This is a genomic window from Mitsuaria sp. TWR114, from assembly GCF_007997345.1.
This window is the reverse complement of record NZ_VOSR01000263.1, coordinates 1-13,003: the sequence shown is the minus strand read 5'-3', so window position 1 is coordinate 13,003 and position 13,003 is coordinate 1. Positions and strand designations below refer to the sequence as shown.

Genomic DNA, 13,003 nt, shown 5'->3' with positions numbered 1-13,003 from the left:
CGCGTCGTCGGCGAGGCGGCCGACGAGGCGACCGCGCTGACGCTGATCGGCTACCTGCAGCCGGACGCGGTGCTGCTGGATCTGTCGCTCGCGCAGGGCGGCTCGGGCATCGCGGTGCTCAAGGCGCTGCGCAAGCAGGGCTACCGCGGCCAGGTGCATGTGCTGTCCCACCAGACCGAGGCCTATCGCGCCGCAGTGCTGGCCGCCGGCGCCGACGGCTTCTTCGACAAGGCGGAGGAACTCGAGCTCATGCTGCGGCAGCTGACCGGACAGCCGGAGGTGCCGCCGCCGCGCCCGTTCGATGCGGCGGCCCTGCACGAGCGCCTCGACCAGATGGTGCGGCTGGCGGTGCGGGACGGCTCCGACCTCGTCGTGCATGTGCTCGCCGGCAGCGCCGAGGCGCTGCAACCGCTGGCGGCGCGCTTGATCACCGGCCTGGATGGCGGCGACCTGGTGGGCTGGCTCGGCACCTCGGACGGCGGCCGGCTCTGCATCGCCCAGATCGACGGCGAGGACGCTCCGCCACTGGCCGACCGCGCCGAGCTCCAGGGACCGGCGCTGCGCCTGGGCCGCGCGCAGCTGCCTGACGACGCGCTGTCGGCGGGAGGGCTGGTCACGCTCGCGGAGCTGCGCGCGCTCGGCCGGCTGCCGTGAGGACGCTGCGCACCGTTTGACCGCGGTGCGACGCGGCGCCTGACCCGGACGAGCCCCTCGATCGAGGTCGATCAGCGCCTTGAACCTCGGCAATCGGGCGCCTATGTTGGGCGAACAGCTTGAATTTCGTTCCTGGCGGCGCTTCCCTGCGCGTCCGGCACTTGAGTTGCCCCCTGCGACTGGATTACCCTTTGTCGCTGGAGGTCAACGACCGTGGACGTTCTGCAGCTGGACATCTCGGGCCGACCGCAGGCCTGGATCTCGACGAAGGAAGCAGCGGTGCTCTATGCCAGCGACGCGATCGCGTGGACGCTGGGCGAGCCCTTCCACGTGCTGCGCGGTGGCTACCAGCGGCTGTCCGGCCTGCAATCCCGCATCGAACTGCACCCGATCGTGGCCGTGCGCGGCGCCATTCCCAGCCGCGCCTGGCGCCAGGCGCCGGCGCTGTCCAATTTCAAGCTGTTCGCGCGTGACCGGCATGTCTGCGCCTACTGCGGCCACCGCTTCCACGCCGACCTGCTGACCCGCGAGCACATCCAGCCGGTGTCGCGCAACGGGCGGGATTCGTGGATGAACTGCATCACCGCCTGCCGCGCCTGCAATGGCCGCAAGGGCAACCGCACGCCCGAGGAGGCGCGCATGGCGCTGCTCTACCTGCCTTACGTGCCCAGCCTGCACGAGGACATGATCCTGCGCGGCCGGCGCATCCTGGCCGACCAGATGGAGTTCCTGCTGGCGAGCGTGCCCAGGTCGTCGCGGCTGTACGCATCGTGACGCGGGCGGGGCGGTGATGGACGGCGATCGACGGGGTCCCGCGGTCTTCGGCCATGGGCGGTCGTGAGCGGCGGAGTGCCTTTCCCGCGCTGACGATGCTGGTGTTATGCCGCGCTTAAGAGCCTTCAAAGGCGGCACCGGTAGAGTGGACCCACGCGCCATTGCTGCGCGCGAAGCCCGAGGGCGCCGAGGTAAAGACTTGTTGCGCGGTCAACGGAATGTCACCGGTCGTCGTTGGCCGGCACATCGATTTGGAGAGACGAGATGAAGAAGCTGCTGATTGCCACCCTGGTGGCCGCCCTGGCCGCCTGTTCGACGACGAACCCGGACGTGATCCAGCGCGGTGACGCGCAGCGCCTGTCGCAGGTGCAGGATGCGACGGTGCTGTCGGTGCGGCCGGTGACGGTGGACGGCTCGCAGAGCGGCGCTGGCGCGGTGACGGGCGCGGTCGTCGGCGGCGTGGCCGGCGGCAGCGTCGGCGGCAGCCGCGAGGGCGTGATCGTCGGCGTGCTCGGCGCGGTGGCCGGCGCGGCGCTCGGCAACGCGGTCGAGCGCGGCGTGACCAAGGAACAGGCGGTCGAGATCCTGCTGCAGCTGCGCAACGGCGAGCGCCGCGCGATCGTCCAGGCGCAGGGCAACGAGAACTGGGTCTCCGGCGAGCCGGTGATCATCGTCACCACCGGCGGCAAGGCCCGCGTGGTGCGCGCGCCGGCGGCGACCCGCACGTACTGAGCGCGCTGCGCTCATCAACGACCAGGGGCCCTCGCGGCCCCTGCGTCGTTTCAGCGCCGCGATGGTCGGGGCGCGCGTCGCCGCGCCTCACTTCACCCGCTGCTTCTCCAGCTTTCTCGCCAGCGTGCGCCGGTGCATGCCCAGCCGTCGCGCGGTCTCCGAGATGTTGAAGTCCGTCGCCGCCAGCGTCTCGTGGATGTGCTCCCACTCCAGCGTCTTGATGGAGGTGGTCGCGCGCTCGGTGACCTCGACCTCGGCATCGCCCTGGGCGCGCGCGAAGGCGGCCTCGATGTCATCGGTGTTCGCCGGCTTGGCCAGGTAGTGCCGCGCGCCCAGCTTGATCGCCTCCACCGCCGTGGCGATGCTCGCGTAGCCGGTCAGCACCACGATCACCATCTCGGCATCGTGCTCGTGCAGCGTCTGCACGCAGGCCAGCCCGGAGCCGCCACCGGCGAGCTTCAGGTCGACGACCGCGTACTCCGGCGCCTCCTCGGGACCGCGCTCGGCCAGCAGCTTCTGCACCTGCTCCACCGTCGTCGCCCGCAGCACCTGGTAGCCGCGGCGCTCGAACGAACGCGACAGCGTGCGCGCGAAGGCGTCGTCGTCCTCGACAATCAACAGCAGGCGGTCGGTATCGGCGGCAAGGTCATCCGGCGTCATGAGCGGCATTGTCAGGCAGTCCTAGAGGCTCGAGCGCGGACAGGGGCATGCGGATCTCGACCTCCGCGCCGCCGCCGCCCTCCTCCGCCAGCCGGTTGCGCGCCTGCAGGCGCCCGCCCAGCGAGCGCACGACGTTCAGCGCCAGGAACAGCCCCAGCCCGCCGCCCGCCCGGCCCTTGCTCGATTGATACGGCTTGCCGAAACGCTCCAGCATCTCCGGCAGGAAACCAGCGCCTCGATCGGTGACGCGCAGCACCAGCTGACCGTCCTCGACCAGCGCGCGCAGCGACACCGGCTGGCCCGGCGCGGCCTCGAGCGCGTTGTCGAGCACGTTGTCGATCATCTGCTTGAGACCGACGTCCGACACGATGCGCACCTTCGGCAGGCCGGGGTCCGGCAGGTAGTCCAGGCCATGGTGCGGCCGCGTCGCGCGCCAGTGCGTCACCAGGTCGTCGAGGAAGGCCTGCAGCGTCGTCACCACCGGCGCCTCGCCGCGCAGCTCGCCCGCCGACATCAGGATCCCGCTGACGATCGCCTTGCAGCGCCGCAGCTGTACCTGCATCTCCTCGATCTCCTCGCGCAGCTCGGGATCGCCGGCGAAGGGCGCCATCCGCGACCAGTCCCCAAGGATCACCGACAGCGTCGCCAGCGGCGTGCCGAGCTCATGCGCGGCGCCCGAGGCCAGCAGGCCCATGCGCACGATGTGCTCCTCCTCGGCCGCGCGCTGGCGCAGGTCGGCCAGGCGCGCGTCGCGCTGGCGCAGGTTGCGCCCGATGCGCTGGATGAAGATGACCAGCAGCGAGGCGTTGATCGCGAAGCAGATCAGCAGGCCGCCGATGTAGTGCGTCGGCAGCGACAGGCCTTCCATGTCGGGCACCAGCAGCGGCAGGTGCCACTGCGTCAGCGCGACGAAGCAGCCCCCCGTCACCGCGACGGTGAACCAGATGTAGCGCGAGGGCAGCAGCACCGCACCCACCGCGATCTGCAGCAGGAACAGGAAGATGAAGGGGTTGGTGACGCCACCGCTGTAGTAGAGCTGGCCGCTCAGCACCGCGATGTCGACCAGCAGGCCGGCGAAGAGCTCGGCGTTGCGCACGCTGGGCACCCAGCGGGTGCGCAGCCAGCACGCCAGGTTGAAGAGCACCAGCACCGCCAGCAGCGTCAGCATCTCCGGCATCGGCAGCCGGATGTGCAAGGCGTAGTGCACCGAGAGCACGGTGCCGAACTGCCCCGCCGCCGCCAGCCAGCGCAGCTGCACCAGCTGCTGCAGGTTGTTGCGGCCGGCCTGCAGCGCACGGCCCTCGCCGGAGGATTCCTCGATGCCCAGCGCCCCGGCGGCGCCGTCCAGGTAGCGACTGTCGTCGGGGTGGTCGTCGTCCGGATCGGGACGGCTCAGCGGCATGGTCGCGGCCTCAGTCCGCGGCCGCGTCCAGGCCGAGCGCGCGGCGGCGCTCGACCCGCCACAGCCAGATGCCGATGCCGGCGGTCATCGCCGCCAACGCGAACCAGGTCAGCGCGTACTGCAGGTGATGGTTGTTGAAGCGCACCACCGTCAGCCCGCCGCGCGGCCAGCGCGTGCGGTCGTCCGCCGCGGCGGCGTCGACGAAGTACGGCGCCACGGGACCCTCGACGATCCGGCGCGCCTGGGCGATCGCCTCGACGTCGCGCGAGTACCAGCGCTCCTGCGCCGGCTCGTTCTTGCGCAGCAGGCTGCCGCCGGGCTCGCTCAGCCGCAGCAGCCCGACGACGCGGTCCTCGCCCTGCGTCTCCGACGCGGTGCGCGACGCGCGCGTCTTGAATTCCGGCGGCACGAAGCCGCGGTTGACCAGCACCCAGTCGCCGCGCACGGTGCGCAGCGGCGTCAGCACCCAGTAGCCGGTGCCCAGCTCCGTGCTCGCGCCGACCAGGGTCTCGCGCGAATGGTCGAAGGTGCCGTTGAGCACGACCTTGCGGTACTCGTCGCCGGCCTTCGTGATCGCGTCCCAGCGGTCGGCGCCGGGCGCGCGTTCCGGCTCGGCGGCCAAGCGCTTGTCCAGCCGCGCGATCAGGTCCTCCTTCCACGCCAGCCGCTGCAGCTGCCAGGCGCCCAGCGCGAGGAAGGCCGCAAACAAAAGGGCCGCGCCCAGCAGCAGCGCCCAGAAGGCGGTGCTGCGGCGCGGCCGCGGCGGTTCCGGATGAACGGCGGTCATCAGGGCATGTTGCGCATGTCGTGGACCGGCATCATGTTGCTGTTCAGGTGGAACATCACCCAGATCGAGCCGGCCAGCATGATCACCACGACGGCAATCGTGAAGATCAGCGACAGCATCGACCAGCCGCCCTCGACCTTCGAGTTCATGTGCAGGAAATAGACCATGTGCACGACGATCTGCACCGCCGCGAAGATCAGCAGCACGATGCCCATCGCCTGCGACGACGCGATCGACTTGGTCATCACCAGGAAGAAGGGGATGGCCGTCAGGATCACCGACAGCAGGAAGCCGATCAGGTAGCCCTTGACGGTGGCGTGGTAGCCGACGTCGTCGTGGTCATGGTCGTGACCGCCGTGGCCCTGGTCGTGGCCGTGGCCGTGCGAATCATGCTTGTGGTTGTGGTCGGCGCTCACGGCAGCACTCCCATCAGGTAAACGAAGGTGAAGACACCGATCCAGATCACGTCCAGGAAGTGCCAGAACATCGACAGGCAGATCAGGCGGCGCTTGTTCTCCTTGGTCAGGCCGAACCTGGACACCTGGACCATCAGCGTCACCAGCCAGATGCAGCCGAAGGTGACGTGCAGGCCGTGGGTGCCCACCAGCGTGAAGAACGAGGACAGGAACGCGCTGCGCTGCGGACCCGCGCCTTCATGGATCAGGTGCGCGAACTCATAGAGCTCCACCGCCAGGAAGCACAGGCCCAGCACGCCGGTGATCGCCAGCCAGGCCAGCGTGCCGGACTTCTTGTTGCCCAGCATCTTGATCATGGCGAAGCCATAGGTGATCGACGAGAGCAGCAGGAAGCCGGTGTTGAGCGCCACCAGCGGCAGGTCGAAGAGGTCGGCGCCCGACGGGCCGGCGGCGTAGCTGCGGCCCAGGACCGCATACGTCGCGAACAGCACCGCGAAGATCAGGCAGTCGCTCATCAGGTAGATCCAGAACCCGAGGAGCGTGCCGTGCTGCGGATGGTGGTCGCCGTTGTCGTAGAACACCGGCGCGCCGGTGTTGTTCGTCATGGTCGTTGCTTGCATGTTGGATATCGCTCGCTGCGGAATCAGGCCTGGGCGGCCAGCACCTTCGTGCGGGCATCCTCCGTGCTGGCCACTTCATCGGCGGGGATGTAGTAGTCGCGCTTGTAGTTGAAGGTGTGGACGATCGCGGCGATCACGGTCACCGCGAAGGCGACACCCGCCACCAGCCACATGTGCCAGATCAGGGCGAAACCGAACAGCGTCGACAGGCCGGCCAGGATCACGCCCGCGCCGGTGTTCTTCGGCATGTGGATCTCCTTGAAGCCGCCGACCGGGCGCTGGTGGCCGCGGGTCTTCATGTCGTGCCAGGCGTCGTGGTCGTGGACCACCGGCGTGAACGCGAAGTTGTACTGCGGCGGGGGCGACGAGGTCGACCACTCCAGCGTGCGGCCGTTCCACGGGTCGCCGTCGACGTCACGCAGCTGCTCGCGCTTGAGGAAGGACACCACCAGCTGGATCAGGAAGCAGCCGATGCCGGCGGCGATCAGCAGCGCGCCGAAGGCGGCGACCTGGAACCAGATCTGCAGCGAGGGATCGTCGAAGTGGCTCATGCGGCGCGTCACGCCCATCAGGCCCAGCACGTACAGCGGCATGAAGGCGACGAAGAAGCCGATCTGCCAGAACCAGAACGAGGCCTTGCCCCAGAACGGGTCCAGCTTGAAGCCGAAAGCCTTGGGGAACCAGTACGAGATGCCCGCCAGCAGGCCGAACAGCACGCCGCCGATGATCACGTTGTGGAAGTGCGCGATCAGGAACAGCGAGTTGTGCAGCACGAAGTCGGCCGGCGGCACCGCCAGCAGCACGCCCGTCATGCCGCCGATCACGAAGGTGACCATGAAGCCCACGGTCCAGTACATCGGGACCTCGAACTTGATGCGGCCGCGGTACATCGTGAACAGCCAGTTGAAGATCTTCGCGCCCGTCGGGATCGAGATGATCATCGTCGTGATGCCGAAGAACGAGTTGACGCTGGCGCCCGAGCCCATCGTGAAGAAGTGGTGCAGCCACACCAGATACGACAGGATCGTGATCACGACCGTCGCATAGACCATCGAGGCGTAGCCGAACAGCTTCTTCTGGCTGAAGGTCGAGACGACTTCCGAGAAGATGCCGAAGGCCGGCAGCACCAGGATGTAGACCTCGGGATGGCCCCAGATCCAGATCAGGTTGACGTACATCATGGCGTTGCCGCCCAGGTCCGTCGTGAAGAAGTTGGTGCCGGCGTAACGGTCCAGCGACAGCAGCGCCAGGGCCGCGGTCAGGATCGGGAACGAGGCCACGATCAGGATGTTCGAGCACAGCGAGGTCCAGGTGAAGACCGGCATCTTCATCATGGTCATGCCCGGCGCCCGCATCTTGATGATGGTGGCGATCAGGTTGATGCCCGAGAGCGTCGTCCCCACGCCGGCCACCTGCAGCGACCAGATGTAGTAGTCCACCCCCACGCCCGGACTCGCGAGCAGGCCCGACAGCGGCGGATACGCCAGCCAGCCGGTGCGCGCGAATTCGCCGATGAACAGCGACATCATGACCAGCACGGCGCCGCCGGTGGTCATCCAGAAGCTGAAGTTGTTCAGGAAGGGGAAGGCCACGTCACGCGCGCCGATCTGCAGCGGCACCACGTAGTTCATGAAGCCGGTGATCAACGGCATCGCCACGAAGAAGATCATGATCACGCCGTGGGCGGTGAAGACCTGGTCGTAGTGATGCGGCGGGAGGAAGCCGAGCTGGTCGCCGAAGGCGATCGCCTGCTGGGCGCGCATCATGAGCGCGTCGGCGAAGCCACGCAGCAGCATGACCAGGCCCAGCACGATGTACATGATGCCGATCTTCTTGTGGTCGATGCTGGTCACCCAGTCCCGCCAGAAGGGGCCCCAGAGCTTGTACTTCGTCATCATCGCGAGGACGAAGAGGCCGCCCAGGACGACCATCGCGAAGGTGCCGACCAGGATCGGCTCGTGGAGCGGAAGCGCCTCTAGGCTGAGGCGTCCGAAGATGAGCTTTTGAGCGTCAATCATCTTGGATCTCGGTAGTGCTTGCGGTCCCGGCGCGGCGATTCATCGCCGTTCGCGCCGGGGGACGCCAATCAATTACGGGTGGCCGAGGCCTGCCATTGCGACGCGTACTGCCCCGCGTTGTCAGGCGTGCACAGCGCGGCCACGAAGATCCGCTTCTGCTCGTTGCTCCAGGGCTTGCTGGCCAGGCCGTCGATCGCGCCCTTGCCACCGCCGCCCGCGGCGTCGATGGCCATCATCTGGCCCATGCACATCTTGGTGCCGTCGACGCAGCGGTTCACGACCGCGTCGAACAGGCCCGGCGCGACGCTGGCGAAGCGGCGCACCGGCTGGCGTTCGGAGGGCTTCTCCAGGTCCAGGTAGAGCTCCTTGGTCAGCGCCACGCCGTCCGCCTTGTTGCGCTCGACCCAGGCGGAGAACTCGTCGTTGGACAGGCCGTGGAACTTGAAGCGCATGTGCGAGAAGCCATCGCCGCTGAAGTTGGCCGAGAAGCCGTCATACACGCCGGGCTTGTTGATCACCGCGTGCAGCTGGCTCTGCATGCCGGGCATCGCGTAGATCATGCCGGCCATGGCGGGCACGTAGAACGCGTTCATCACGGTCGACGAGCTGATCTTGAAGTGGATCGGGCGATCCACCGGCGCGGCCAGTTCGTTGACGGTGGCGATGCCCTGCTCGGGATAGATGAACAGCCACTTCCAGTCCAGCGCCACGACCTCGACGGTCAGCGGCTGCACGCCGGCTGGAATCGCGCGCTGCGCGTCCAGGCGCTCCAGCGGGCGGAAGGGATCGAGCTTGTGGGTGCTGATCCAGGTCATCGCGCCCAGCGCGATGATGATCAGCAGCGGCGCCCCCCAGATGATCAGCTCCAGGCGCGTCGAGTGGTCCCACTCCGGCGAGTAGGTCGCCTGCGTGTTGGACGCCCGGTAGCGGAACGCGAAGACCAGCGTCAGGATGATCACCGGGACGATGATCAACAGCATCAGCAGCGTCGAGGCGACGATGAGCTGCGCCTGCTGGTTCGCGATGTCGCCGGACGGCTTCATCACGACCATGTTGCAGGCGGACAGGGGCAGCGCCAGGGCCAGCAGCCCGAGACGGGCGAGTGGGCGGGCGAGACTTGTTTTTGGAGAGGCTTTGAGGTACATGGGACTTCAGCAGACCAGCAGGCGTAGTTCACGCGGAGCCCCCTTTGACCACCGCACCTGGCAGTGGGTTCCCGCCGTCCGAAACCTGGGGTTTCCTCTGGAGGGAAAGCGATAAAGGGGAAAACGACACTTGTCGACCGTTGCACGCCGGGCGCAGATTTTGCCCGATTGACTCAAACCAACTATTGGACATTTTGTCCCAGGTAGGAGACGTATGAACAGCAGCACCCTTTCGACAGCCGGGCAACACCTCTCGACCGTGGGCCAGCCGCTGCCGCGAGGCAGCGGGGTCGCCACGCAGGAGGAGCAGGACGCGATCGCCCCCGGCGACATCGCCGTCGGCGTGGTGATCGGGCGGGCGTCCGAGTACTTCGACTTCTTCGTCTACGGGATCGCCTCGGTGCTGGTCTTCCCGTCCATCTTCTTCCCCCACATGGAGCGGCTGGAGGGCACGCTGTACGCCTTCGCGCTGCTGGCGCTGGCCTTCGTGGTGCGGCCGATCGGCACGCTGGTGGGGATGGACATCCAGCGGCGCTTCGGCCGCAGCGTGAAGCTGACGGTGGCGCTGTTCCTCCTGGGCATCTCCACCTGCACGATCGCGGTGCTGCCCGGCTTCAACACCTGGGGCGGTGCGGCCATCGCCCTGCTGGCCGCCTGCCGGATCGGACAAGGCCTGGCACTGGGCGGGTCCTGGGACGGCCTGCCCTCGCTGCTGGCGCTGAACGCACCGGAAGGCCGCCGCGGCTGGTACGCGATGCTGGGTCAGCTCGGCGCGCCGATCGGCTTCCTGATCGCGGCCGCGCTGTATGCCTACCTGTGGAGCAGCCTGGATCCGATCGACTTCCTGAGCTGGGGCTGGCGCTATCCCTTCTTCGCGGCCTTCGCGATCAACGTCGTGGCGCTGTTCGCGCGGCTGCGCCTGGTGGTGACGCACGAGTACGAGAAGAACATGGAGGAGCATGAGCTCGACCCCTGCGACACCGACGAGCTGTTCGCCCAGCAGGGCACCACGCTGTTCATCGGCGCGTTCGCGGCGCTGGCCAGCTATGCGCTGTTCCACATCGTCACCGTGTTCCCGCTGTCCTGGGTGCTGCTGTACGGTGACCAGAACGTCACCCAGTTCCTGACCGTGCAGGTCATCGGGGCGCTGCTGGCGGCGGCGGCGATGCCGATCTCCGGGATGATCGCGGACCGCATCGGCCGGCGCAGCACGCTGGGCACCCTGGCCACGACGATCGGGATCTTCAGCCTGTTCACGCCCATCCTCCTGGACAGCGGCGCGATGGGCCAGAACATCTTCATCCTGGTCGGCTTCGTGCTGCTGGGCCTGTCCTACGGCCAGTCCTCGGGGGCGGTGACGTCCAACTTCCTGCCCCACTTCCGCTACACCGGCGCGGCGCTGACCTCCGACCTGGCCTGGATCATCGGCGCGGCCTTCGCCCCGCTGGTGGCGCTGGGGCTGTCGGCGAAGTTCGGCCTGTGGGCGGTGACCGCCTACCTGCTGTCGGGCGCGATCGTCACCCTGGTGGCGCTGCGCACCAACCGCATGCTGCAGATGAAGGACAAGGACTGATCCCCGGGGCCGATGAGCCCCAACCCGCGACATGGGCTTGACAGCCCGCGACGCGAAATAACAACGGCCGGTCGACAAGACCGGCGTTCTGCTTTCTGCCTCGAGACGGTGCCTCGTCCTGCCAGCCGCTCCCGGCTTCCGCCATTCGCCCAATAACCCCACCGAAATAGATAGCAAGCTAACTATTTAAACTCGCCGGCATGAACACCTCCAAGGACAAGCCGGCCCGCTCGCTGACGCGCACCGCGCGGGAAGCGGCGCTGATGACGGTCGGGATGATGCTGCCGGTGCTGGAGCGGGCGTACCGCGCCCGCGCCAACCTGGCGATGGCGCACGTGGGCCTGTCGCAGGCGCTGGCCTGGCCGCTGGTGATGATCGGCCGTCAGGGCGACGGCATGCGCCAGGGCGAATTGGCGACGCTGCTGGGCATCGAGGGGCCGTCGCTGACGCGCTCGGTGGACCAGTTGATTACCGGCGGCTACATCGAGCGCCACGAGGATCCCGACGACCGTCGCGCCAGGACGCTGCACCTGACGGCGCTGGGCGCGGACGCCTGCGAGCAGATCGAGGTCACGCTGCGCGACCTGCGCAATGAGCTCTACGAAGGCATCGCGGACGCCGACGTCGAGGCCGCGCTGCGCGTCTTCTCCACGCTGGCGGAGCGCGTCGGCGCGCCGACGCCGGCCGTGCCGCCGCGGCGCAAGTGAGGGTGCCCGTCGCGCCTCACAGACCATGAAATTCCCCGCTCTCTCCTTTCCCGCGATCCGGCTACCCACGCTGCGGCTGCCCACACTGCGGCTGCCTGCGATCCGGTTGCCCGCGCCGCCGAAGCTGCCGGCCGCGCTGCGGCCCGGCTTCACGCGCGCCGAATGGATCTTCTCGATCAAGGCCTTCGCCGCGGCGATGCTGGCGGTCTTCCTGGCGAGCTGGGCCGGCCAGCCGCGGCCGTTCTGGGCGCTGATGACGGCCTACATCGTGGCCCATCCGATGGCGGGCGCGGTGCGCTCCAAGGGTGTGTTCCGCGTCGCGGGCACGCTGGTCGGCGGCATGGCCGCGGTGCTGCTGGTCCCGAGCCTGGCCAATGCGCCTGAACTGCTGAGCCTGGCCCTGGCCTTGTGGGTGGCGGGTTGCCTGGTGCTGTCGCTGCGCGACCGCACGCCGCGCGCCTATGCCTTCATGCTGGCGGGCTACACCGTGGCGCTGATCGGCTTCCCGGCGGTGGACACGCCGCTGACGATCTTCGACACCGCCGTCGCCCGCCTCGAGGAGATCGGCCTGGGCGTGCTCTCGGCCACGCTGGTACACAGCCTGGTGCTGCCCAACAGCCTGGCGGGCTCGGTGCTGGGGCTGCTGGATCGCACGCTGGGCGACACCCGCGCCTGGCTGACCGACATCGCCGCGCGCCGCGATGGCGGCGCCGACCGGCGCCGTGTCGCCGGCGACATCTCCCAGCTGCGGGTGCTGTCGACCCACATCCCCTTCGACACCAGCCACCTGCGCTGGACCGCCGACGCGGTGCATGCGATGCAGGACCACGTGGCCGCGCTGACGCCGCTGCTGGCCGGCGTGGAGGATCGTCTGCGGGCGCTCGAAGCGCATGGCGGCCTGCCGGACGACGTGCGCGCGCTGTTGGATCGCCTCAGTCCCTGGCTGACGCTGCCGCCGATCAGGCCGAGGCGCGCTTGCCCGCGTTGCGAGCGCAGCTCGACGCGCTGACCGGCGCGGACGCGCGCGACCGCCTGGCCGGCGATCCCTGGGCGCGGCTGCTCCGCGTCGCGCTGGCGCAGCGCAGCGGCGAGCTGCTCGACGGCTGGCTGCACTGCGTCCACCTGCGCGCCGACATCGACCGCGGCCTGTCCGGCGCACCGATGCCCGCGCGGCCCGCGCCCGCCCCGGGCGGGCCCAAGCTGCACCTGGACCTGGGCATGGCGCTGTGGTCCGGCGCGGCCGCGCTGATCGCGATCCTGGTGTGCTGCGCCTTCTGGATCCTCACCGGCTGGCCGATGGGCGCGGCCGCCGCGATGATGGCCGCGATCTTCTGCTGCTTCTTCGCGTCCATGGACGACCCGGTGCCGGCCATCAACGGCTTCCTCGCCTGGACGCTCTGGTCGATGCCCTTCGGCGCGCTCTACGTGCTGGTGCTGCTGCCGCTGGTGCAGGACATCTGGACGCTGATGGCGGTGTGCGCGCCGGTCTTCCTCCTCCTGGGCGCCTTCATCGGC

12 protein-coding genes and 1 pseudogene are annotated in these 13,003 nt (G+C 68.7%); 6 read left to right on the top strand and 7 right to left on the bottom strand.

Features of this window, described 5'->3' with window-relative positions; translation table 11 throughout:
• The 3 genes from FUT87_RS11480 to FUT87_RS11470 form a co-directional block, all read left to right on the top strand.
• Positions 1-654 (top strand): response regulator (locus FUT87_RS11480; RefSeq protein ID WP_147241103.1); only part of this gene is annotated, 654 nt, incomplete at its 5' end.
• Positions 655-867: 213 nt separating this feature from the next.
• Positions 868-1,428: an HNH endonuclease gene (locus tag FUT87_RS11475; RefSeq protein ID WP_091726197.1), complete on the top strand. Its 561-nt coding sequence runs from the start codon at positions 868-870 to the stop codon at positions 1,426-1,428.
• Positions 1,429-1,692: 264 nt separating this feature from the next.
• Positions 1,693-2,160, top strand: coding sequence for a glycine zipper 2TM domain-containing protein (locus FUT87_RS11470; RefSeq protein ID WP_091726202.1), 468 nt, complete (start codon positions 1,693-1,695; stop codon positions 2,158-2,160).
• Positions 2,161-2,247: 87 nt separating this feature from the next.
• Here FUT87_RS11470 and FUT87_RS11465 read toward each other — a convergent pair whose 3' ends face one another.
• From FUT87_RS11465 to cyoA, 7 genes are all read right to left on the bottom strand, one after another.
• Complete coding sequence (locus tag FUT87_RS11465) at positions 2,248-2,820, bottom strand: response regulator transcription factor (RefSeq protein ID WP_091731416.1); 573 nt, start codon at positions 2,818-2,820, stop codon at positions 2,248-2,250.
• Positions 2,807-4,222, bottom strand: coding sequence for an ATP-binding protein (locus FUT87_RS11460; protein WP_147241102.1), 1,416 nt, complete (start codon positions 4,220-4,222; stop codon positions 2,807-2,809). Before FUT87_RS11460 ends, FUT87_RS11465 begins: the two co-directional genes overlap by 14 nt.
• A gap of 10 nt (positions 4,223-4,232) precedes the next feature.
• Positions 4,233-5,009, bottom strand: a complete 777-nt coding sequence (locus FUT87_RS11455; protein ID WP_147241101.1) for an SURF1 family protein — start codon at positions 5,007-5,009, stop codon at positions 4,233-4,235.
• A complete protein-coding gene (gene cyoD, locus FUT87_RS11450) occupies positions 5,009-5,425 on the bottom strand; it encodes a cytochrome o ubiquinol oxidase subunit IV (protein ID WP_147241100.1) in 417 nt (138 codons plus the stop codon). Before cyoD ends, FUT87_RS11455 begins: the two co-directional genes overlap by 1 nt.
• Entirely contained in the window at positions 5,422-6,030 is a 609-nt protein-coding gene (gene cyoC, locus FUT87_RS11445; RefSeq protein WP_147241099.1) for a cytochrome o ubiquinol oxidase subunit III, read from the bottom strand. The genes cyoD and cyoC overlap by 4 nt, the downstream gene beginning before the upstream one ends.
• A gap of 38 nt (positions 6,031-6,068) precedes the next feature.
• Positions 6,069-8,063, bottom strand: a complete 1,995-nt coding sequence (cyoB, locus tag FUT87_RS11440; RefSeq protein WP_147241098.1) for a cytochrome o ubiquinol oxidase subunit I — start codon at positions 8,061-8,063, stop codon at positions 6,069-6,071.
• Positions 8,064-8,131: 68 nt separating this feature from the next.
• Positions 8,132-9,208, bottom strand: coding sequence for a ubiquinol oxidase subunit II (gene cyoA / locus FUT87_RS11435; RefSeq protein WP_091726225.1), 1,077 nt, complete (start codon positions 9,206-9,208; stop codon positions 8,132-8,134).
• Positions 9,209-9,422: 214 nt separating this feature from the next.
• On the opposite strand from cyoA, the gene FUT87_RS11430 reads away from it, so the two are divergent.
• The 3 genes and pseudogenes from FUT87_RS11430 to FUT87_RS31705 all read left to right on the top strand — a co-directional run.
• The gene (locus FUT87_RS11430; RefSeq protein ID WP_091726230.1) at positions 9,423-10,781 is read left to right on the top strand and encodes an MFS transporter; all 1,359 of its coding nucleotides are present in this window, start codon (positions 9,423-9,425) and stop codon (positions 10,779-10,781) included.
• Positions 10,782-10,981: 200 nt separating this feature from the next.
• Positions 10,982-11,488 carry a MarR family winged helix-turn-helix transcriptional regulator gene (locus FUT87_RS11425; RefSeq protein ID WP_255488841.1) on the top strand — a complete coding sequence of 169 codons (507 nt, stop codon included), beginning with the start codon at positions 10,982-10,984 and terminating at the stop codon, positions 11,486-11,488.
• Positions 11,373-13,003: pseudogene (locus tag FUT87_RS31705) on the top strand (FUSC family protein); the annotation flags it as partial. The gene FUT87_RS11425 and the pseudogene FUT87_RS31705, both read left to right, overlap by 116 nt.